Origin of the sequence: Paenibacillus sp. UNC496MF, assembly GCF_900113915.1 — a bacterium.
Taxonomy (GTDB): Bacteria; Bacillota; Bacilli; order Paenibacillales; family Paenibacillaceae; genus Paenibacillus_Z; species Paenibacillus_Z artemisiicola.
Genome location: NZ_FORE01000004.1, coordinates 454,126 through 475,418 on the forward strand (window position 1 = coordinate 454,126; position 21,293 = coordinate 475,418).

Below are 21,293 nucleotides of genomic sequence, written 5' to 3' on the forward strand. Positions count from 1 at the left end.
CGCGATTAGGGGAGGAGGAGAAGCTATGAGCGTCGTTTGGCAGCCGCGCGATGCGGCGGAGGCGGTCCGGCTGAAGGAATATTTCGGCGCGGCCGGCCAATACGTCGGCGGTGGCACTTGGCTGTCGGTGCAGTGGGAGAACGGCGCGGCGAAGCCCGCGCATCTGATCGACGTCGGCGGCGTGCCGGGCGTCAAGGGTCTGTTCGTCCAAGGCGCGGAGCTGACGATCGGCGCGATGACGCCGCTCGCGGCCGCCCGCCTGGACCCGGTCGTCGGCCGCTGCGCGCCGCTGCTGCGCGAGGCCGCGCGGCACGTCGCGGCGCCGTCGGTGCGCAACCTCGGCACCGTCGGCGGCAACGTCGCGAGCCGGACGGGCGATTTGCTGCCCGCGCTGCTCGCGGCCGATGCCGAGCTGCTCTGGTATGACGGCCGCGTGCAAGCGGCGGAAAAGCTCGCCGATTGGCTGGAACGCCTGCGAGGCGGCTCACGGCCGGACGCGAGTCTGCTGCTCCAAATCAAGACGGCCTGCGGCGAGGCCGAGGATACGAAGCGGCAGCTCGCCGGCGGGCGCGTCCTTGAAGGGTACCGCAAAATCGGCCGGCGGGAGACGTTTACCCCCTCGGTCGCGACCGCGGCGTTCCGCGCCGCGGTGACGCCGGCGGGCGAGATTCGTTCCGTTCGCCTCGCGGCCGGGGGCGGCGCCATGCTTCCGCAGCGGCTGCCCGCCGCGGAGGCGCTGCTGCTCGGCGAAACGATGCGCCCGCAGCTGATGGAGCAGCTGTACGACGAGCTGCTGGCGGAGGTGCGGCCCGCCGGAGACGCATTCGTATCCGCCGAGTACCGCAGGCAGACTACGGCGGCCGTGCTGGCGGCCGGACTGTGGCAGGCATGGCGGGAAAGCGAGCCGGCCTGAGACGCGCCGCCCCCATTTCATGCGGCATCGTCTTGCAGGGTGAAAGCAGTGCCGCGCATCCAAGAAAACCTTCGGAAGGAGTGACATCCATGGTGCTTAACCGCAAGTCCGGCGGCGAACGCTGGCGGATCCGGCCGGACGGTCCCGGCAAAGTGACGGGAGAGCTTGCTTACTTGACTGACCGGACCGCGCCGGGCATGCTGATCGGCCGGGTCCTCCGCAGCCCGCATCCCCACGCGGCGATTCTGGACATCCGCACCGATCGCGCGCGCGCGTTTCAGGGCGTTCGCGCCGTGCTGACGCATCTGGACGTGCCGGGCTTGAACGGCTACGGCATCGCCGTCCAGGATCAGCCGGTGTTCTGCGTCGACCGGGTGCGCTACGTCGGGGACGCGGTCGCGGCGGTGGCCGCCGAGACCGACGAGATCGCCGAAGAGGCGCTGCGGCTGATCGAGGTGGATTACGTGCCGCTCCCCGTGCTCGACGGGCCGGACGCCGCGCTGGCGGACGGGGCGCCGCGCCTGCATCCCGGCGGCAACGTGCTGCACCGGACCGACTACAAGCGGGGCGACGTCGAGGAAGGGTTCCGGCGCGCCGTCCATGTCGTCGAGGAGACGTACGTCTCGCCGCGGCAGATGCATACGTACATGGAGACCGAAGGCGGCTTGTTCGTTCCCGGGGCGGACGGCCGGCTCACCGTCCATTCCCCGACCCAGCATGGGTTCATGGACCGGCTGCAGCTGTCGCGGATCACGGGGCTGCCGGAATCGCGCATTCGCATCTTGTCGAGCCCGATCGGCGGCTCCTTCGGAGGCAAGGACGAGCTGAACGTGCAGCCGTACGGCGCGCTATTGGCGCTGGCGAGCCGGCGCCCCGTCAAGCTTCACAATTCCCGCAAGGAATCCGTTCGCGCGGGCCTGAAGCGGCATCCGATGGTCATCCGGATGCGCACCGGCATCGACGCCGACGGCGCCATTGTCGCGCATCAGGCGTTCGTGACCGCGGATACGGGGCCGTACGCGACGCTCGGCGCGGAGGTGCTCAATTTCGCCACGGAGCATGTCATCGGACCGTACCGCTGCGCGAACGTCGAGGTGGAAAGCGTCTCGGCGTACACGAACAACGGCATGTCCGGCGAATTCCGCGGCTTCGGCGGAAATCAGGCGATCTTCGCGCTCGAGGGCCAGATGGACCGGCTGGCGGACGCGTGCGGCATGGATCCGTGGGCATTCCGGCTGCGCAACCTGCGCGAGCCGGACGCGCCCGGGCCGTTCGGGCAGCCCGTCGCGTCGACGAACGGCGCGCGGCAGGCATGGGACGCCCTCGCGGCGTCGCCGCTATGGCGCGAACGAGCCGCGCGGCGGGAAGGGCCGCGCGCCGGCGCGAAGCCGTGGGTGAGAACCGGCATCGGCGCGGCGTTCGTCATGCACGGCGCGGGGCTCGGCGCCGGCATTCCCGATCCGGCCGGCGGCCGGCTGCTGCTGGCGCCGGACGGGAAGATCGAAGCGCGGTTCGGCTACGAGGAATGCGGCCAGGGTCTCCTCGCTTCACTGGAGCTGATGCTGACGGAGCAGTTCGGGTTCGGCGCCGCGGATCTGCGCCTCGTGATCGGGGACACCGACGCCGTGCCGGACAGCGGGTCGACGACGGCGTCGCGCGCGACGACGATGATGTGGAAGTCGCTGCGGCTGATGAAGCCGGCGTTCGAGGGCGCGCTGCTCGCGGCGGCGTCCGGGCTGCTGGATATGCCGGCGGAAGGGCTGCGGCTCGGCGAGGGCGGGATCCGGCGCAGCGGCGCCGTGGCGGCGGATGAATCCCGCGCCGGTCATGCTTCAGCCGGCTTAACCGCCGCAACCGGCGGCGCCTCGCATAGCCGCGGCGGCGACGCGCGCCCGGCCGGCGCGCCGACCGGCGGCCGGCTGCTCCTGACCTACGCGGAGCTGGCCCGCCGGGCGCCGGAGCAGATCGCCGCGCAAGCGTCGTTCGCGTACCCGGCGACGACGCTGACGCGCGCCGGCGCGCATTACCTCTACACGTACGCGGCCGTGGCCGTGAAGGCGGAGGTCGACACGCTGACCGGGCGCGTGCGGGTGCTGGAGCAGTTTCATGCCGTCGCCGCCGGTCCCGTCGTGAATCCGCAAGGGTATCTCGGGCAGATCGAAGGCGGCGCGATCATGGCGCTCGGCTACGCGCTCTCGGAAGAAGCGCTCATGCGGGAGGGCGTATACCTGACGAACAATCTCGATACGTACCTCATTCCGACCGTGAAGGACGCGGCGGGCCGCATCGACGTCCTGCCGATCGAGGACTTGCCCGACGGGGACGCGCACGGACCGCGGGGCATCGGCGAGATCGGCTCCGTCGGCTTGGCGCCCGCCATTCTGGCGGCCGTCCGCGACGCGACCGGCAAGCGGTTGAACCGGCTGCCGATCGATCCGCTGGAGCTGGCGGAACGGCCGTCCTTTGCCTAAAATGGCTTCACGAAACGAAAAGGGGGAGGAACGGATGAAGAAGCCCGGCGATCTGCGTCAGCCTGTTCCTTCCGAGCAGTTCCGCTGCACGGTGAACGGCGCCGGCGTCAGCCTGGAGGTCACGGCCGACAAGCGGCTGCTGGCGATTCTCCGCGACGATCTGGCGCTGACCGGCACGAAACGATCCTGCGAAATCGGCCGCTGCGGCGCATGCATGGTGCTGCTGGACGGCAAGCCGGTCAACGCTTGCCTGACAATGGCGTATCAATGCGACGGCCGCGCCGTGACGACCATCGAGGGCTTGTCTGGCGCGAAGGCAGGGGTAAGCGGAGCAAGCGCCGAGCTCCATCCCGTGCAGCGGGCGTTCCTGGAGGAAGGCGGCTACCAATGCGGTTACTGCACGCCCGGCATGATCGTCGCCGTTACGGCGCTGCTGCGCGACAATCCGCGGCCGGACGAGGACGAAATCGAAGAGGCGCTTTCCGGCAATTTGTGCCGGTGCACGGGCTACGGCGGCATCGTCCGTTCCGTCAAGCGCGCCATTGACCAATGGAGGGAAGACGCATGAACAACCGGGAGCGCCATATCGGCTTATTGCGCAGAAGCATCGAAGTCTCGAAGGCGGCCAGAGCCGCCGGAAATACGCCGTTCGGCGCGCTGCTCGCGGACGCAGAAGGCCGAATCCTGCTGGAGCAGGGCAACGTCGAAGTCACGACGGGCGACTGCACCGGCCACGCGGAAGCCGCGCTGATGGCCGAAGCGTCGAAGCGGTACGCGAAGGAGGAGCTGCGGACGTACGCGCTGTATGCCTCCACGGAACCGTGCGCCATGTGCGCGGGCGCCATCTATTGGGGCGACGTCGGGACCGTCGTCTACGCCATGGCCGAGGAGAAGCTGATCGGCCTGACCGGCGGGGACGAACGCAACCTGACGCTGCGGCTGCCATGCCGCGATGTCTTCGCCGCGGGACGCAAGCCGGTCGAGGTGATCGGCCCGTTCCCGGAGCTCGAAGCGGAAGCGGCGGCGGCGCATGAGGGGTACTGGCGATGAGCATTCAATTGTGGCAGCTGAATACGCTCAGCCGCGAGCGGTTCATCGGCGAGCTGGGCGCGATTTTCGAACATTCGCCGTGGGTGGCGGAACGGATCTGGCCGTACCGGCCGTTCCGTTCGCTGCGCGAGCTGTACGAGGCGATGATGCACGCGGTGGACGAGGCGCCCGAAGAGCAGGCGCTCGCGCTGCTGCGGGCGCATCCCGGCCTGGCGTCCCGCGCGGCCATGACGGATGAATCGACGGCGGAGCAGCGTTCGGCCGGTTTGGACGCGCTGACGCCGGACGAATACGGCCGGTTCGCCGCGCTGAACGCGGCTTATACGTCGAAGCACGGCTTTCCGTTCATCATCGCCGTGCGGGGGAAGACGAAGGCCGATATTCTGGCCGCGATGACCCGCAGGTTGGAGAACGACGGCGGGCTGGAACGAAGGCAGGCACTGGCGGAAGTGGGCCGCATCGCGGAGCTGCGGCTGCGCGACCGCGTGGAAGAATAACGACGAAGGGGATGGCGACATGCTGCATTTGCGCAACGGACGCACGCTATACTATGGCAAGGGTGACGTGCTGACCTATCGCACGTACGCGGCGCCGCTTGAGGTGCCCGCGATTCCGGAATCGGCGTACGCGGGGGACCGCAATGTCCTGTTCGCGCACAACGTGACGTTCGCCGTCGGCGGCGAGTCGCTGCTGACCTCGTTCAGCGAAGGGGATAACGGCCGGGTCGTGGCGACGGATTCCATGAAAAACTTCATTTTGCGGCATGCCGCTTCCTACGAAGGCAGCACGACCGAAGGGTTTCTCGCCTACGTTGCCGAAGCGTTCTTCGCGAAGTATCCGCATGTCGCGGCGATCGAGCTGCGGGGCGACCGGATTCCGTTCCTGCCGCTGTCCGTCCTCGGCGACGGCGGCCCGCAGGAGAGCGGGCTCGTCTACCGCCGTTCCCATAACGAGCATGGGCATGCCGCAATGACGTTGGTCCGTTCGCCTGAGGGGATCGAGACCGCCGAACAGTGGAGCGGGCTTTCGGACCTGCAGCTGATTAAGGTGAGCGGAAGCTCCTTCTACGGTTTCGTCCGCGACGAATATACCACCCTGCCGGAGACGTTCGACCGGCCGCTCTTTATTTTTCTGGACATCCAGTGGCGGTATGCCGATCCCGAGGACGCGCGCGACGGCGCGCCGGGCCGCTACGTGCCGGCGGAGCAAGTCCGCGACCTCGCGCAGCAGGCATTTCACGTCTACGACTCGCCGTCCATCCAATATTTGATCGCGCGCATCGGCCTGCACCTCTTGGACCGGTTTCCGCAGTTGGCCGAAGTGCGCTTCGAATCGAACAACCGAACGTGGGAAACCGTCGCGGACCGCGGGCCGGCGACCGGCGCCGCCGTCTATACGGAACCGCGGCCGCCGTTCGGTTTCCAGGGGTTCGCGATGACCCGGGAAGATCTGGCCGACCCGCGATTCGCGTTCGACCGGCAGGGCCTCCTTCCGCAGACCGCCAAGGGAATCGCACGGCCATGAGCGGGGGCGGGCGGCTGACGACGCATGTGCTCGACACGTCGCGGGGCGTTCCCGCCGCCGGGCTCCGCATCCGGCTGATGGCGCTGGCGGAAGGGCTGGCCGCGCGGCTGGTCGCGGAAGCGAAGACGAACGCGGACGGGCGCGTCGACCGGCCGCTGCTCGCGGACGGAGAGCTGGAAGCCGGGATCTACGAGCTGCGGTTCGACGTCGGCGCTTACTTCGGGGACCGCGCGTTCCTCGACGTCGTGCCCGTCCGGTTCGTCGTGACCGACCCCGGCGCGCATTACCACGTGCCTTTGCTCGTGGCGCCTTTCGGCTATAGCACGTACCGGGGCAGCTAGCTCGGAACTCCGCGCGTTCCTCGCTCACATCGGGCTTTCGCGTCATCCGCCGGCCGCTTTACAGACCTTCTTCCGGATGATAGAGTGAGACGAACCGATGATCCGACGGAGGAGCGATGGATAGTGGGCACCAACGATAAAGATGCCGTACCGCAAGCCGCGAATGCCGCGCATCCCTATTACCGGCACGCGGAGCAGGCGTTCCGGCTGCTGCCGGGCGCGGTCGAGCGGCTGACGGCGCTGCGCGAGGCGTTTCGCGCCGCGGACGAGGACTTTTTGGCGGTCGAGCTGAAGACGATGATCGCCCGGTTGGAAGAGATCCGCGCGCTGCTGGCGGACGGGCCGCAGGGCTGACCGGCGCGGGCCGGATTCCGGCCGCGATGCGCGGCACGGAGGCGTTTCCCGACTCGCGGGAACGCCTCTTTTTGCGCTGCAATCTATCTGCCGGGCTTAGGAAGATGCCCCGCTCCATTCGATTCCGCGCGTCATAGAATAGAGGAATGGAAGAATAGAGGAGGCGTCACCTTTGCCGGTATTGGACACGGGACTTCTGTATAATCGGGAAAAGCGGCGTACGGCGAGCTTGAGCATCAGCGTCATGAATCGGGGCAGACAGGGGGCGAGGGCGGCCGTGCAGCTGTACACGGCATCGCCGGCGGGAAGCGCGCAGGGAACGGGCGGGCACGAGACGGGCTTCGGCCGGATGCAGACGGAATCGCTGGCGACCGTGCAGCTGAGTCCGGCGGGACGCGACCGGAGCATGTATTTCGTCTCGCGGGACGTGCTGCTGGAGGCTGTCTACGGCATTCGCGTAACCGTCAGCGGACTCGCGGCGGGAGAGGTCGCGGCGACGCTGGCGGAGCTGGACGAGAAGGGCGCCGTCATCGCGCAGCACCGGCTCAAGCTGCTGCCCGCGGGGACGGATGACATCCTCCACGCGTACATCGCGAATCACACCCAGCATTCGCTCACGGTCCTGCAGACCGACACGAACGCGCGGGTGGCTTCGATCCCGCTGCCGGCGGGCAGCAGTCCGCGCAAGCTGTCGTTCACGCCGGACGGCCGGGAAGTATACGTCACCTGCCAAGGCGACAAAACGGTCCGCATCGTCGACACGCTCTCCCACGAGGTGTGCGGCGAGCTGACATTTCCTCAGGAAGCCGTGCCGCTCGCGGTCGCGGTCTCGCCCGTCGGCGCCCGGGCGTACGTCACGACGGTCATTCGCGATTACGTCGCCGTCTTCGATACCGACGCCAGGTCGCTGATCAAGCTGATCGCCATGCCCGCGGGCAGCGATCCCGCGTCGGTCGCCGTGTCGCCGGACGGGAAGCGGGCGTACTGCTGCCTCATCAACCGCGGCACGATCGCGGTGATCGACGCGGAGACGCTGGGCGTCAGCGTGACGATCAAGCTGCCGTTCGGGGCAAAGCCGTCGGCGATCGCGCTCTCCCCGGACGGGACGCGCGCCTACGTGACCGACGTCTATCACGACCGGGTCTATAGCATCCAAACCGCGACGCATGCCGTCGCGGCCGTCATCCAGCTGGAGATCGACAGCGACCCGCAGCAGCTCGCCGTCACCCCCGACGGCGCGCTGGCGTACGTGGCCTGCCGGGGTTCGGACGAGATCGTCGCGGTCAACCTGTCGCGGAACGAGATTTTGACCAAGATCGAGCTGCCCCAGGGCAGCAACGCGAGCGACATCGCCGTGACCGCGGACGGACTCAAACTGTACGTGACGATTTTGACGTTCGGGTACGTGGCGGTCATCGAGGTGGCCAGCCAGCTGCCGATCGCGATCCTGCCGACGGGCAGCTTTCCGTCCGGCGTGGCGGTATCCCCGATTCTGCTGCAGGGCTAGCAGGGATCGAACGGCAAAAGCAAAAAACCGCAAGGACGAGGCAAACGGCCTCTCCCTTGCGGTTTTTTGCGCGCGCCCGGCGAAGGGCTTCGAGCGTTGAAGCACGAGGAGCGAGCCCTGCCGAGCCTTGGCTAACCATGACCAACCATGCGTAACCGTCGGCGACTATTCCTCGCCGAGCGGCAGCCATTTCAGCACGTGCTGGATGTATTCGTCCCAATACTCCCAGCTGTGCTCGCCCGGCGCTTCCTCGTAGGTGAGCGGCAGTCCGAGCGCGTCCGCGTGCCGGCGGAACTTCACGTTGTCCTCGTAAAGGAAATCCTCGGTGCCGCAATATTGGTAGAGCCGCGGAATCGGCCGGCCGGATGCCTTCAGCGTCTCGGCGGCCAGGAACAGGTTGTTCGGGAGCCCGTTCACGACGTACGCCGTGCCGAAGATCCGCCCGAAATCGACCGGCGCGCGTTCCTCGAACGTCGATACGTCGAGCGCGCCGGACAGGCTGGCGGCCGCGGCGTACTGCTCCGGCTTATTGAGCGCGAGCTTGAACGCGCCGTAGCCGCCCATCGACAAGCCGGCGACGAAGTTGTCCTCGCGGCGATCCGACAGCGGGAAGAAAGAGCGGGCCAGCGCCGGCAGCTCTTCGCTGACGAACGTCCAATAATCGCCGCCGCTCGCCATATCGGTGTAGAAGCTGCGGTGGACGGCCGGCATGACGACCGCGAGGCCGAGCGGCGCGACGTAGCGCTCGATCGACGTGCGGCGCAGCCAGATCGTATGGTCGTCGGACAAGCCGTGCAGCAGGAACAGCGTCTTATGCTTGCGCTGGGTTGCCTTCGATTCCATTCCGATTTGCGATTGCGCGTTTTGCGGCAGGATGACGTACATCGAGCTGGATAAGCCGAGCACGTCGGAGAAGAAATCGCATTGAATCAATGCCATGGCGAATGAAGCCTCCCCTACAAGGATATGAATGCAATGGAACCGCTTGCAGGACAAGCCGGTCCGTTCTTCTCTATTGAAGCACTTCTCGCGCGCCGCGTATAGTCCAATTTTCGGTCTCCGGATTGCGCGTGCCGGGACTGTTCATATTCCGTTCAAAATCGAACGTTATGCTGAATCGGCAAGCTAGCGAAGGGAACGCCGAAGAGGCGCGAAAGGAAGGAATGCCATGGAAGCTCGTCGCGTCCAAGATAAACGGGAGGCGGAATCAGCCGAAAATCATCGTCATCCCTCGGATGAGCCTTATACGAAAGCCGAAGCCGCGCGTCATGCATCCGGCCGTGGCAAGGAACATGCCCGCGGGGAAGCGGGAACGCCGAGTCGCAGCCGCTCCGGGAATGGAGCAGGGGAAGGCGAAGGAAAAGGGAACTGGCGGCTGTTCCTGAAGCTGCTCGCCCGCACGAAGCCGTCCAAGCGGCTCATCGCGGCCGCGATCGCGCTGAGCCTCGGCGGCACGCTGGTCTCGTTGGTCATCCCGCTCTTCACGAAGAAGCTGGTCGACGGCTTCGACGTCAGCAGCCTCGGCTTCGGCCAAATCGCCGCGTTCGCCGGCGTCTTCATTCTTCAAGCCGTCGTCAGCGGCGTGTCGATGTACATGCTGAACCTCGCGGGCCAGCGGGTCGTGGCGAATTTGCGCGACCAACTGTGGCGGAAGCTGCTGAAGCTGCCGGTCGCCCACTACGACCGCAACCGGACGGGCGAGACGATCAGCCGGATGACGAACGACACCGGCATCGTCAAGCAGCTGATCGCGGAGAACTTCACCGGGTTTCTCAGCGGCATTATTTCCGTCGCCGGCTCGGTCGTCGTGCTGTTCTACATGGATTGGCGGATGACGGCGGTCATGCTGGGGGTCATCCCCGTGGCGGCGTTGTTCATGGTGCCGCTCGGCCGGCAAATGTACCTCGTGTCCAAAGGGCTCCAGACCGAGACGGCTTCCTTCACGGCCACGCTGACCCAGGTGCTGTCGGAGATCCGGCTCGTCAAGTCGATGAACGCGGAGCCGCGGGAATACGCCGCCGGGGAGCGGGGCATCTCGAGCCTTTTCCGCTTCGGCCGCAGGGAGGCGAAGATTCAGGCCCTGATCGCGCCCCTCATGTTTTTCGTCATGATGATGCTGCTCGTCGTCATCGTGGGCTACGGCGGCATGCGGGTATCGTCGGGCGCCTTGACGGCGGGCGAGCTGGTCGCGTTCATCCTGTATCTCATTCAGATCGTCATGCCGATGTCGCAAATATCCACCTTCTTCACGCAATTCAAGAAGACGGTCGGCGCGACGGAACGCATCGTGCACATCCTGGACGCGGACGAAGAAGATCACGAGCGTGGCGGGGAGGTGGCGGACGCGAACCGGCCGATCCGGTTCGAAGGCGTGAGCTTCGGCTATGAAGGCGGCGAGCAGGTGCTGCGGGACGTCACGTTCGACGTGGCGCCGGGCACGGTGGCGGCGGTCGTCGGTCCGAGCGGCGGCGGCAAAACGACGCTGTTCTCGCTGCTCGAGCGGTATTACGAGCCGACGGGAGGAACGATCAAGCTCGGCGGCGACGAGATCGGCAGCTTCGCCCTGCCGTCGTGGCGCCGGCAGATCGGCTACGTCCCGCAGGAAAGCCCGCTCATCGCGGGGACGATCCGCGAGAACATCTGCTACGGCATCGACCGCGCCGTAAGCGAGGGAGAGCTTGCGCGCGCGGCGGAAATGGCGTATGCGCACGTCTTCATCCGGGAGCTCCCGAACGGTTACGACACCGAAGTCGGCGAGCGCGGCATCAAGCTTTCGGGCGGCCAGCGCCAGCGGATCGCCATCGCGCGAGCGCTGCTGCGCGATCCGAAGATTCTGATGCTAGACGAAGCGACCTCGAGCCTCGATTCCAAGTCGGAGGTCGTCGTGCAGGAGGCGCTCAAGAACCTCATGGCCGGCCGGACGACGCTCGTCATCGCGCACCGCCTGTCCACCGTGGTGGACGCGGACCAGATCGTCTTCGTCGAGAAGGGACGAATCACGGGACGGGGCACGCACGACGAGCTGCTGCGGGAGCATCCGATGTACCGCGAATTCGCGACGCAGCAGCTCCGGCTGCAGGAGCGGGAAGCGGCGGCGCCGGACCTCGCGTAGGTTCGGCTGCCGGTCGGGCGACATCAGGTCAAGGCACAGAGCAGGGCAGAATGACAGGCAGGGGCGGCGGATCGGAAAACGTCCGAAAATTTCATGCCCGAATTTCATTCTCACTGATAATTATTATCAGCCTTGGCTATACTACTTCTAGACGAAGGCGGGCCGCCTTCTAGGCAAAGGCGGCCCGCATAACAGCTTTAGATTTTCGGTTCGAACGTTTTGCAGTCGGTTTCTTCGGAATGATGGGCCTGCTTGCCGCGATTGTTGACGACATAAATCGAAGAAGCGTTGCATTGGTTGCCGGCTGCCCAATATTTGCAGGAATTCACTTCGCATAATACATCTTTCGCCATGAGCGTATTCACCTCCATCCTTCGTCTAGGATGGACGCTTTTGCATGCCTTTTATACCCCACCGACGCAATTCGATTGCCCAATGCTACCGTCCGCTATATCATGGAGAAAAACGGAAGGGGCCTATCGTTCGTTCGGGCATCATAGGCAATAGGATCGGAACCATGCGCATGATTATTCGTTGGCTCGCCTACGGAGCCGCCATGGGCGGCTTGACGGGCAGCGCCTCGGCGCTCTTCCTGCGGGGGCTGGACCGGGCGACGGACATCCGGCTGTCGGCGCCGTGGCTCTTGTGGCTGCTTCCGCCGGCGGGCGCGCTCGTCAGCTTGCTGTATTCGCGTTACGGCGGCAACGCCGGCAAAGGCAACAATCTCATCGTGGAGCAAATCCGCTTGGGCGACGCGCCCGCGGAGCGCTTGGAACGGGTATCCGCCGTCATGGCGCCGTTCGTCCTGATCGGCACGTGGGCGACGCATCTGTTCGGCGGCTCCGCCGGCCGGGAAGGGACCGCCGTGCAGATGGGCGGCAGCCTCGCGGAAGCGTTCGGCCGGCTCGTCCGGGCGGAAGGCGCCGACCGGCGCGCGCTGCTGATGAGCGGCGTCGCGGGCGGCTTCGCATCCGTCTTCGGCACGCCGCTGGCCGGCGCCGCATTCGCGCTCGAGGTCGTGACGCCGGGCCGCCGGATCTCGCCGAAGACGATCGTGCCGTGCGCGGTCGCGGCGTTCGCCGGGGACATGGTCACCCGCGCATGGGGCATTCGCCACCTGCAGTACGCGCTGGGGGCCGTCCCGGCCTTCTCGGCGGCGCTGCTCGCGAAAATCGCCGCGGCGGCGGTGCTCTTCGGGCTGATGAGCCTGCTGTTCGCGTTCGCCGTCGGCTGGGTCAAGCGCGGGCTGGCCGCGCTTATCGCGCGCGCCTGGCTGCGGAGCGTCGCCGGGGGCTTGCTCGTCATCGGCCTGACGTATGCCGCGGGCACGCGGGATTACCTCGGGCTCAGCCTGCCGCTGCTCGTGCAGGCTTTTCACGAGCCGCCGTCCGCGCTTGCGTTTCTGTGGAAGACGGCGTTCACCGCCGTCACGCTCGGCTCCGGGTTCATGGGCGGCGAAGTGACGCCGCTGTTCGTGATCGGGGCGGCGCTCGGCAGCGCGCTGGCGCCGCTGCTTCATCTCGGGGCCTCGTTTCTGGCGGGTCTCGGGCTGATCGGCGTATTCAGCGGCGCGGCCAACGCGCCCGCGGCCTGCTTCTTCCTCGGCCTCGAGTTGTTCGGCGCCGACGGAGCGGCGTACATGCTCGTCGTATGCTTGGTCAGTTATATGTTTTCCGGGCATGCGGGCATTTACGGGGCGCAGCTCGGCGGCGTGCCGAAGCCGCGGTATTTTGTCCGGTTTCCCGGCGCCGCGCTGCTGCGCGACCTTCTGAACCGGAGAAAATCCGCCCGGTCGCGATCGTCCTGAACGAAAAAGAGCACCGTTTCCGGCTTGCGGAAACGGTGCTCTTGTCTTCTCGATGCGTTAGGCGCTGCTAGTCTACACGCGGCGGGCGAACGCGTAGTGCGATTTCCACCAGCCGGAGTTGATCGTGGAAATCGTGACGCCCGGCTTGCCGTACGTGTGGATGACTTTGCCTCCGCCGATGTAGATGCCGACGTGGTGGACCGGGCTATAGAAGAACACGAGATCGCCCGGCTTCAGGTTGCTCTTGCTGACGTACTTGCCGACCTTCGATTGGTCGTGCGACGAGCGCGGCAGCGTGACGCCGTGCAGGCCGAAGACGCGCTTCGTGAACGACGAGCAGTCGAACACCCGGGTCGTCGACGTGGACGCGTCGAATTTGTACGGCGTGCCCATGTATTTTTTAGCGGAAGCGATTACCGCAGACGCTTTCGAGGAAGAAATTGCCGCATGCGCCGGTTTGGCCTGAAGGACCGCCGTGCCGCCCATCAATAAAGAAAAGCTCACCGTTACGCTCATCATCAGTTTACCGAATTTGTTCTTCGTCATGAGTAAATTCCCCCTTGGGTGTAGGTTCTGGTTGTCGGTTCCGACTAGGAATAAAGTTCGGCGACAGTCTGCCTGGATAAGTGCGTCGGACGCTGCGTCTGCCGTCTGACCAAGGTCGTTTGACCTAGTCCAACTATACCACAAGATTTTTTCCCAGCATTTGCATGCAACCTTTGCGTCACAAGCCCATCAAGGCTTTCGCGCGAACTATGAGAAAACCATTAGAAATTCCTCATGAACGATATCTTGACATATTGAAAGCGCTTATCCGAATACAATCAGTCATAATGGGCAAAGGAGCCGGCGATCATGACGGTATTCTATCTGGCAAGCATGGCGGCGGTCACGGGCTTGTCCGGCAGGTCGATCTGGCACGCGTACCGGCGGCGCGCCTCCTTGAGCTGCATGGCCGGCATGATGATCGCCATGACGGTGGGCATGATGCAGAGCCTGGCCGCCGGGACGGTCGCGGGCATCCTGTTTCCGCAGGATTTGGCGGTACCGACGGCGGGCGCGGTGCTGCTCGGCGTCGCCTGCGGCTATTTGGCGGGGAAGCCGGTCAGCACGATGGCGGCGCTCGACGGCATGCTGGCCGGCATCATGGGCGGCATGATGGGCGCGATGCTCGGGGTCATGCTGGGCGACCGCGCGGCGACGATGGTGCTGTTCGTCGACGTGCTGTTTCTATTTATACATATCGTGCTCCAGCAGCTGATCCGGGAAGAAGGCGGCGCGCCGGCCGCGGCGGGGGATCGGGACGCCGGCGCTTCGGGCGCCGGCGCCGTGCTGCTGCATCCGTACGTGTTCGGGCTCGGCATCTTCGTGCTTGCGGCCGTATTCCTCTATCAAGCCTGAAGCGCGGGACGGCCTCCGGCGCTCGCGTTCATTCCGGTCGACATGCGCGCATAGGCTGGTTATGGATGGCGAATCGCCAGTTCAAGACGAAGCGAACGGGAGAGGATCGACATGACGAGCGTGATCGAAGTCAGGGGCATGTCCTGCCAGCACTGCGTCAGCAGCATCGAAGGCGCCTTGAAGAAGAGAGGCGTCGCCGCCAAGGTCGATCTTCCGGGGAACCGCGTGACGGTCGATTACGAAGCGAAGGCGATCACGATCGAGCAAATCAAATCGACGATCGAGGACCAAGGCTTCGACGTGGTCTCCTGAGGCGGTTCCCATAGGAAGGCGCAAACGCAAAAAAAGCCGATCCGCGGCCGGATCGGCCTTTTCTTGCGCCGCTCCGGCATGCTATGATTAAGGCTTGATTGGAGGCTCGCATGTCGTGAATACGTATCCTTTTGAATTCGATCCCAAAACGCCGTTCATCCAACAAGCCAGCGACTGGATCGCGGACGTTTTTTACGAGCGGCTGCCCGAAGCGGGCTTCGAGCTGCGGGACGAGCAGATTTACATGGCGTTTCAGCTGGAACGCGCGTATCAGGAGAAACGGACGATTTTCGCGGAAGCCGGCGTCGGCACGGGGAAGACGCTCGTGTATTTGCTGTATGCCGTGCTGTACGCGCGTTACACGCGCAAGCCGGCGATCATCGCCTGCGCGGACGAATCGCTGATCGAGCAGCTGGTCAAGCCGGAGGGCGACATCGCCAAGCTCGCGCGCTACCTGGACCTGACGATCGACGCCCGGCTGGGCAAGTCGATGGACCAGTACCTCTGCCTGAACAAGCTGGACGACGCGCGCGGGAACGCGGAGCATCTGGAAGCGCTCGGCGAGGTGTACGCCTCGTTGCCGGACTTCGTGAACAGTCCCGGCACGATGCAGGCCTTCCGTCCTTACGGCAACCGGAAGGACTATCCGAGTTTGTCGGACGAGCAGTGGCGCGCGGTCTCCTGGGATCCGTTCCAGGACTGCCTCGTCTGCAGCCGGCGCCACCGCTGCGGCCAGACGCTCTCGCGGGAGCATTACCGCAAGGCGGCGGACGTGATCGTCTGCTCTCACGACTTCTATATGGAGCATGTGTGGACGTACGAATCCCGGAAGCGGGAAAGCCAGCTGCCGCTTCTGCCGGAGCACAGCTCGGTCGTGTTCGACGAAGGCCATCTGCTGGAGACGGCGGCGCAAAGCGCGCTCACCTATAAGCTCAAGCACGCGGCGTTCGAGGCGATCGTCACGCGCCTCCTGCAGAGCGATATCCGCGAATCGCTGGCCATGGCCGTCGAGGACGCCATCGCGCAGAGCGATAAGCTGTTCGGCCTGATCGACGCGACGAGCGTCGCGGTCGAGGCGTCGGACCGGCTGGAGGTGCCGTTGACCGGGCGGCTGCTCCGCGAGGTGGAACGGTTCGCCGCGCTGCTGGACGCCATCGAGGAAGAGCTCGTCTTCGAGAGCGGCATGTTCACGATCGACCCGTACCAGCTGACGATCGTGGAGGAGCATCTCGACATGCTCCAGACGGCGCTGCGGCTGTTCAAGCAGCCCGAAGGGCTGATCTCCTGGGCGGAGCGGGAGCCGGACGGCACGACGCTCGTCATCATGCCGAAGCTCGTGAAGGAGCTCCTCAAGGAGCGGGTGTTCTCGAGCGGCATGCCGGTCGTCTTCTCGTCGGCGACGCTCTCCGCGGGCGGCTCGTTCCGTTACATCGCCGACAGCCTCGGCATCGAGGACGCGCTGTCGTTCTCCGTCCCTTCGCCGTACGATTACGAGAACCGGATGGCGGTGGCGGTCTCGGGCGAGACGGACATCGCCGCGAAGCTGCGGCTGACGCTCGCGCGGCTGCGGGAGTCGGAAGGCCGGGCGCTGCTGTTGTTCCCGTCGCGGGAGGAGCTGGCGCGGTTCCGGGAAGGCATCGCCGGCATGCCCGCCTTCGGAAGGTTCCGCTTCCTGTACGAGGGGGATGCGGAGATCAGCCATTTGATCGCGGACTTCCAGCGCGACGAGGCGAGCGTCCTGTGCGCCGTCACGCTGTGGGAAGGGCTGGACATTCCCGGACCTTCGCTGTCGCACGTGCTGCTCTGGGCGCTGCCGTTCCCGCCGCGCGATCCCGTGTTCGCGGCCAAGCGCCGGGAAGCGGCCGACCCGTTCCGGGAGGTGGACTTGCCCTACATGCTGCTCCGGCTGCGGCAGGGAATGGGCCGGTTGATCCGCAAGCGCGACGACGAAGGCATCGCGACGATCTTCGGCGGCGAATTGGCCGACGAAGCGGTGATGGGCCCGGTCCGGGACGTCCTTCCGGAAGGCGCGGCGGTGTCCGTCCTGGCGCCGTCCGCGAATTGACATCTACCAGCACGGCTCTTACAATTTGAGTAGACTGATAGAAAAGGAAGGGAACCGATGACGCAACCGATCAAAAAGTCCGCCTACAAAAGCCAGCGCAAGGCCGAGCAGGAGCGGATGGAACGACAGCGCAAGACGATGAGGAAGCTGATCTGGGGGACCGCGATCGTCGTCGTGCTCGGCATCGTCGCGGCGCTGATCTTCACGCCGAGATCGAATCCGACCGACTTCGATTACGCCGCCCTCCCCGTGCTCGGCAAGACCGACGCGCCGGTCAAGATCGTTGAGTTCGGCGACTACAAATGCCCGTCCTGCCAGATTTTCAGCCAGCAGGTGAAGCCGGTGCTGGAGAAAGAATACGTCGAGACCGGCAAGGTTGCGCTCTATTTCATGGATTTCCCGTTCATCGGGCCGGACTCCACGACCGCCGCGCTGGCGGCGCATTCCGTCTTCCACCAAAGCAACGACGCGTTCTGGAAGTACTACGACGCCCTGTACAAGAACCAGCCCGACGAGAAGACGCTCTGGGCGACGCCCGACTATCTCGTGAAGCTCGCGAAGGATAACGCGATCGACGTCGATACGGATCTGCTGAAGAAGGACATCGACGGCCAGACGTACATCAAGGAAGTGAACGCGAACAATTCGGCCGCGATCAAGGCCAACGTGCGGTCGACGCCGACGCTCTTCATCAACGGCAAGGAATTTACCGGCAGCTTCGCCGATTACGGCGCGATCAAGACGGCCATCGAGGACGCGCTGAAGGACGCGTCCGAATGACGACGTCGCCGTTTCCGGGGTTCTTCCGCCGCTACGCGCTTTATCTCGCCTGGGTCGTCTCGATCGTCGCGGTCGGGAGCAGCCTCTACTTGAGCGAAATCATGAAATTCATTCCGTGCAATCTCTGCTGGTATCAACGGATCTTCATGTATCCGATCGTCATTCTGCTCGGCATCGCGTGCTATAACCAGGACCGCAAAATCATCCGCTACGTGCTGCCTCTGTCCGTGATCGGAGGCTGCATCTCCCTGTATCACTACTTGGAGCAGCAGATACCCGCGCTCGCGAAGGTGCTGCCGTGCACGGTCGGCGTGCCGTGCAGCGAGGATTACCTGGACTGGTTCGGCGGCTACGTCACGATTCCGTTCCTGGCGCTCATCGCGTTCATCCTGATCACCGCGCTGCTCGCGAACGGCCTGAAGCAAGGCGCGCCGGACGAAGAGGACGAGACGGACGACGAAGAGCAGGTTCTGCCGGCTCGTTAAACGCAGGTCAAACAGGTAAAGGCTGCCGCAGCGTCTTGGACGCGGGCAGTCTTTTTTTACGGAATCTCCCAGCGCTGTCGAATCCTCGGGATGTAAATATGAAGATTATGAGGAGATTTGTCGCTTTATTTGTTCCTCCCATTTAGTTCTGGTATCATGTATGGATGAACGCTATGACGGGTTAATGTAATAAGAAGGACTTTTTTGTTCCCGTTGTACTTACTTTTGATGGAGGTAGCCGTTAATGACAGCAGACAGCAATGACCGCAAGTCGCCCTGGGAGCTCTATTACGGTCCCAACCTGGGGTACATTGAAGAAATGTACGAGCAATACCTGCGCAATCCTGACGACGTAGATCCCGCCGTTAGAGAATCTTTCGAGAAGTGGGGACCGCCGCCGTCCGTCTCGGCCGGCAGCAACGTGAACGTGTTTCCCCCTTTGAAGGTAACGACGGACGGTTCCAATAGCATCAAGACGGTCGACCCCGCTTATTTGAAAAAAATCGTCGACGCCGGGAAGCTGGTCCGGAACATCCGCACGTTCGGTCACTTGGCGGCCGACAACGATCCGCTCGGCCTGACGCCGGCGCCGGACACCCGCCTGATCGAGCCGGCCACGTTCAAGCTGACGGACGCCGATCTCGAGGGCATTCCCGCCTCGCTGATCTGGGAAGAAGCGCCGGAATCCATCAGCAACGGCAAGCAAGCGATTCAACACCTGAGGGACGTGTACACGAAGTCGTTCGGCTTCGAATTCGCCCATATCCATGAACAAGACGAACGCCTCTGGCTTCGCCGCCAAGCCGAGATCGGCATGGCTTCCAAGCCGATGACCGCGAAGGAGCGCATCGCGCTGCTGCAGCGCCTCATCGACGTCGAACAATTCGAAACGTTCCTGCACCGTTCGTTCGTCGGGCAGAAGCGCTTTTCGATCGAAGGAACCGATAGCTTAGTGCCGATGCTGGACGAAGTCGTGAGAGAAGTGGCTCATGACGGCGCACGGCATATTCTGATGGGCATGGCGCACCGTGGACGGCTGAACGTGCTGACGCACGTGCTCGGCAAGCCGTACGCGGCGATCTTCTCCGAGTTCCACCATTCGCCGAACAAGGACCAGGACCTGTTCCCGTCCGAAGGCGCGATCGGCATCAACATCGGCTATACCGGCGACGTGAAGTACCATCTGGGCGCCCACCGTTCGGTGAAGGAAGGCGAGACGGTCGAGACGCGCATCACGCTGGCGAACAACCCGAGCCACTTGGAATACGTCAATCCGATCGTCGAGGGCTTCACGCGCGCGGCGCAGGACGACCGCTCCAAGCCGGGCTACCCGGTCGCGAACTTCGGCAGCGCCGCGGCCATCATCATTCACGGCGACGCGGCTTTCGCGGGCGAAGGCATCGTGGCGGAGACGCTCAACTTCAAGAAGCTGGCCGGATACGAGAACGGCGGCACGATCCACATCATCGCGAACAACCGCCTCGGCTTCACGACGGAGAGCAAGGACTCGCGTTCCACGTATTACGCGAGCGACTTGGCGAAAGGGTATGAAATCCCGATCGTGCACGTCAGCGCGGACGACCCGGAGGCGTGCATCGCCGCGGTCCGGATGGCGTGCGAATACCGCCAGAAATTCGGCAAGGACTTCCTGATCGACATGATCGGCTACCGCCGCCACGGCCACAACGAGACGGACGACCCGGAAACGACCCAGCCGCTGCTGTACCAAAAGCTGCGCAAGCATCCGGTTGCCTCCGTCATATACGCCGAGCGCCTGAAAGAGAAGGGCTTCGTGACCGAGGAGCAAGTTCAGGCGCTTCGCCGCGAAGGCCTCGCGAAATTGCAGGCGGCGCTGGATGAAGTCAAAGAAAATGATAAAGCCTATAAGCAGCCGAAGGCCGACGAAGTGGGCAGCAAGCGCCGCAAGAAGGACACCGTGACCGGCGTGCCGCTGAAGAAGCTGGCGCAGATCAACGAAGCGCTGCTGCAATGGCCGGAAGGATTCAAGGTGTACGATAAGCTGGATCGCATCCTGAAGCGCCGCGCGAACACGTTGAACGAAGGCGGCAAGGTCGACTGGGGCCAAGCGGAAGCGCTGGCGTTCGCCACGATTCTGTCCGACGGCACGCCGATCCGTCTGAGCGGCCAGGATTCCGAGCGCGCCACGTTCGCGTTCCGGAACATCGTGCTGCACGACGTCGAGAACAACAAGACGTTCTCGCCGATGCACACGCTGCCGCAGGCGAAGGCGTCGTTCGCCGTCCATAACAGCCCGCTCGCCGAGGCGTCCGTGCTCGGCTTCGAATACGGCTACAACGTCTTCTCGCCGGAAACGCTCGTCATCTGGGAAGCGCAGTACGGAGACTTCGCGAACTGCGCCCAAGTCATCATCGATCAATTCGTGACGGCCGGCCGCGTGAAATGGCAGGAAAAATCCGGCCTCGTCATGCTGCTGCCGCACGGCTACGAAGGCAATGGGCCGGAGCACTCCAGCGCGAAGCTGGAACGGTTCCTGCTTCTCGCGGCGGAAGACAACCTGACGATCGTCAACATGACGTCCGCTTCGCAATACTTCCATCTGCTGCGCCGTCAGGCATCGATCCTGGGCACCGACGAAGCGCGTCCGCTTATCGTCATGGCGCCGAAGAGCCTTATCCGGAACCCGAGCGTCGCTTCGGATCCGGCCGAGCTGAGCGACGGCTCCTTCAAGCTGGTGCTCGAGCAGCCGGGTCTCGGCAAGAAAGCGGACAAGGTGGAGCGTTTGATTTTCTGCACGGGCAAGATGGCGATCGATCTGGAAGCGGCGCTCGAGCTGAAGGACGGACAAGCCGCCGACGCTTGGGACTGGCTGCACATCGTGCGCGTCGAGCAGCTCTATCCGTTCCCGAAAACCGACGTCGAGCAAATCATCGCGCGGTATCCGAACGTGAAAGAAGTGCTTTGGGTACAGGAAGAACCGCAAAACATGGGTGCCTGGAACTACGTCGAGCCGCGGATTCGCGCGCGCGTCAAAGCCGGCACGACGGTCCGCTACATCGGCCGTCCGAAACGCTCCAGCCCGGCGAGCGGCTTCCACTACATCCACACTATCGAACAGCAGCGGATCGTATCCGTCGCGCTTAACCGCAGCAAGCAAAATTAAATCCAGCGAATCAGGCAAGGAGAGAACGA

Annotated in this window: 20 protein-coding genes; 17 read left to right on the forward strand and 3 right to left on the reverse strand. The window is 64.5% G+C overall.

The genetic code is table 11. The features are described 5' to 3' along the window. The first annotated feature begins 25 nt into the window (after positions 1-25). The 9 genes from BMZ79_RS02035 to BMZ79_RS02075 all read left to right on the forward strand — a co-directional run bounded on the left by BMZ79_RS02035 (position 26) and on the right by BMZ79_RS02075 (position 8,160). Complete coding sequence (locus tag BMZ79_RS02035) at positions 26-913, forward strand: FAD binding domain-containing protein (protein WP_177221960.1); 888 nt, start codon at positions 26-28, stop codon at positions 911-913. Positions 914-1,002: 89 nt separating this feature from the next. Beyond that, positions 1,003-3,384 (forward strand): molybdopterin cofactor-binding domain-containing protein, encoded by a 2,382-nt coding sequence (locus BMZ79_RS02040; RefSeq protein ID WP_090636107.1) that lies wholly within the window; start codon positions 1,003-1,005, stop codon positions 3,382-3,384. A 34-nt stretch (positions 3,385-3,418) separates the two neighbouring features. Next, on the forward strand, positions 3,419-3,952 hold the full coding sequence (locus tag BMZ79_RS02045) for a (2Fe-2S)-binding protein (RefSeq protein WP_090636108.1): 534 nt from the start codon (positions 3,419-3,421) through the stop codon (positions 3,950-3,952). Further along, positions 3,949-4,434, forward strand: coding sequence for a nucleoside deaminase (locus BMZ79_RS02050; RefSeq protein WP_090636110.1), 486 nt, complete (start codon positions 3,949-3,951; stop codon positions 4,432-4,434). The genes BMZ79_RS02045 and BMZ79_RS02050 overlap by 4 nt, the downstream gene beginning before the upstream one ends. Beyond that, on the forward strand, positions 4,431-4,931 hold the full coding sequence (uraD, locus tag BMZ79_RS02055) for a 2-oxo-4-hydroxy-4-carboxy-5-ureidoimidazoline decarboxylase (RefSeq protein ID WP_177221961.1): 501 nt from the start codon (positions 4,431-4,433) through the stop codon (positions 4,929-4,931). Before BMZ79_RS02050 ends, uraD begins: the two co-directional genes overlap by 4 nt. Before the next feature lie 19 nt (positions 4,932-4,950). Then, entirely contained in the window at positions 4,951-5,958 is a 1,008-nt protein-coding gene (gene pucL, locus BMZ79_RS02060) for a factor-independent urate hydroxylase (protein ID WP_090636111.1), read from the forward strand. After that, positions 5,955-6,299 carry a hydroxyisourate hydrolase gene (gene uraH, locus BMZ79_RS02065; RefSeq protein WP_090636113.1) on the forward strand — a complete coding sequence of 115 codons (345 nt, stop codon included), beginning with the start codon at positions 5,955-5,957 and terminating at the stop codon, positions 6,297-6,299. The genes pucL and uraH overlap by 4 nt, the downstream gene beginning before the upstream one ends. Positions 6,300-6,422: 123 nt before the next feature. After that, positions 6,423-6,653 (forward strand): hypothetical protein, encoded by a 231-nt coding sequence (locus tag BMZ79_RS02070; protein ID WP_090636114.1) that lies wholly within the window; start codon positions 6,423-6,425, stop codon positions 6,651-6,653. A 172-nt stretch (positions 6,654-6,825) separates the two neighbouring features. Then, positions 6,826-8,160 (forward strand): beta-propeller fold lactonase family protein, encoded by a 1,335-nt coding sequence (locus tag BMZ79_RS02075; protein WP_090636116.1) that lies wholly within the window; start codon positions 6,826-6,828, stop codon positions 8,158-8,160. Positions 8,161-8,325: 165 nt separating this feature from the next. On the opposite strand, the gene BMZ79_RS02080 is transcribed toward BMZ79_RS02075, so the two are convergent. Further along, on the reverse strand, positions 8,326-9,099 hold the full coding sequence (locus tag BMZ79_RS02080; protein WP_090636118.1) for an alpha/beta hydrolase: 774 nt from the start codon (positions 9,097-9,099) through the stop codon (positions 8,326-8,328). Between the two features lie 229 nt (positions 9,100-9,328). Here BMZ79_RS02080 and BMZ79_RS02085 point away from each other — a divergent pair, with 229 nt between their 5' ends. Continuing rightward, a complete protein-coding gene (locus BMZ79_RS02085) occupies positions 9,329-11,272 on the forward strand; it encodes an ABC transporter ATP-binding protein (RefSeq protein ID WP_090636119.1) in 1,944 nt (647 codons plus the stop codon). 197 nt (positions 11,273-11,469) lie between these two features. Here the strand turns inward: BMZ79_RS02085 and BMZ79_RS02090 are convergent, their stop codons facing one another. Next, positions 11,470-11,625: a DUF1540 domain-containing protein gene (locus tag BMZ79_RS02090; protein WP_090637082.1), complete on the reverse strand. Its 156-nt coding sequence runs from the start codon at positions 11,623-11,625 to the stop codon at positions 11,470-11,472. Positions 11,626-11,795: 170 nt separating this feature from the next. On the opposite strand from BMZ79_RS02090, the gene BMZ79_RS02095 reads away from it, so the two are divergent. Next, positions 11,796-13,079: a chloride channel protein gene (locus tag BMZ79_RS02095; protein WP_177221963.1), complete on the forward strand. Its 1,284-nt coding sequence runs from the start codon at positions 11,796-11,798 to the stop codon at positions 13,077-13,079. Between the two features lie 72 nt (positions 13,080-13,151). Here the strand turns inward: BMZ79_RS02095 and BMZ79_RS02100 are convergent, their stop codons facing one another. After that, positions 13,152-13,625: a C40 family peptidase gene (locus tag BMZ79_RS02100; protein ID WP_090636123.1), complete on the reverse strand. Its 474-nt coding sequence runs from the start codon at positions 13,623-13,625 to the stop codon at positions 13,152-13,154. Between the two features lie 309 nt (positions 13,626-13,934). On the opposite strand from BMZ79_RS02100, the gene BMZ79_RS02105 reads away from it, so the two are divergent. From BMZ79_RS02105 to BMZ79_RS02130, 6 genes are all read left to right on the forward strand, one after another. Beyond that, positions 13,935-14,480, forward strand: a complete 546-nt coding sequence (locus BMZ79_RS02105; protein ID WP_090636125.1) for a hypothetical protein — start codon at positions 13,935-13,937, stop codon at positions 14,478-14,480. Between the two features lie 111 nt (positions 14,481-14,591). Further along, positions 14,592-14,792, forward strand: coding sequence for a cation transporter (locus BMZ79_RS02110; RefSeq protein WP_090636127.1), 201 nt, complete (start codon positions 14,592-14,594; stop codon positions 14,790-14,792). 115 nt (positions 14,793-14,907) lie between these two features. After that, positions 14,908-16,857 carry an ATP-dependent DNA helicase gene (locus BMZ79_RS02115; RefSeq protein WP_090636128.1) on the forward strand — a complete coding sequence of 650 codons (1,950 nt, stop codon included), beginning with the start codon at positions 14,908-14,910 and terminating at the stop codon, positions 16,855-16,857. A 57-nt stretch (positions 16,858-16,914) separates the two neighbouring features. Further along, positions 16,915-17,637: a DsbA family protein gene (locus tag BMZ79_RS02120; protein ID WP_177221965.1), complete on the forward strand. Its 723-nt coding sequence runs from the start codon at positions 16,915-16,917 to the stop codon at positions 17,635-17,637. After that, positions 17,634-18,122: a disulfide oxidoreductase gene (locus tag BMZ79_RS02125; protein WP_090636130.1), complete on the forward strand. Its 489-nt coding sequence runs from the start codon at positions 17,634-17,636 to the stop codon at positions 18,120-18,122. The genes BMZ79_RS02120 and BMZ79_RS02125 overlap by 4 nt, the downstream gene beginning before the upstream one ends. Positions 18,123-18,366: 244 nt before the next feature. Next, positions 18,367-21,264, forward strand: a complete 2,898-nt coding sequence (locus tag BMZ79_RS02130; protein WP_090636132.1) for a 2-oxoglutarate dehydrogenase E1 component — start codon at positions 18,367-18,369, stop codon at positions 21,262-21,264. Positions 21,265-21,293 lie beyond the last annotated feature (29 nt).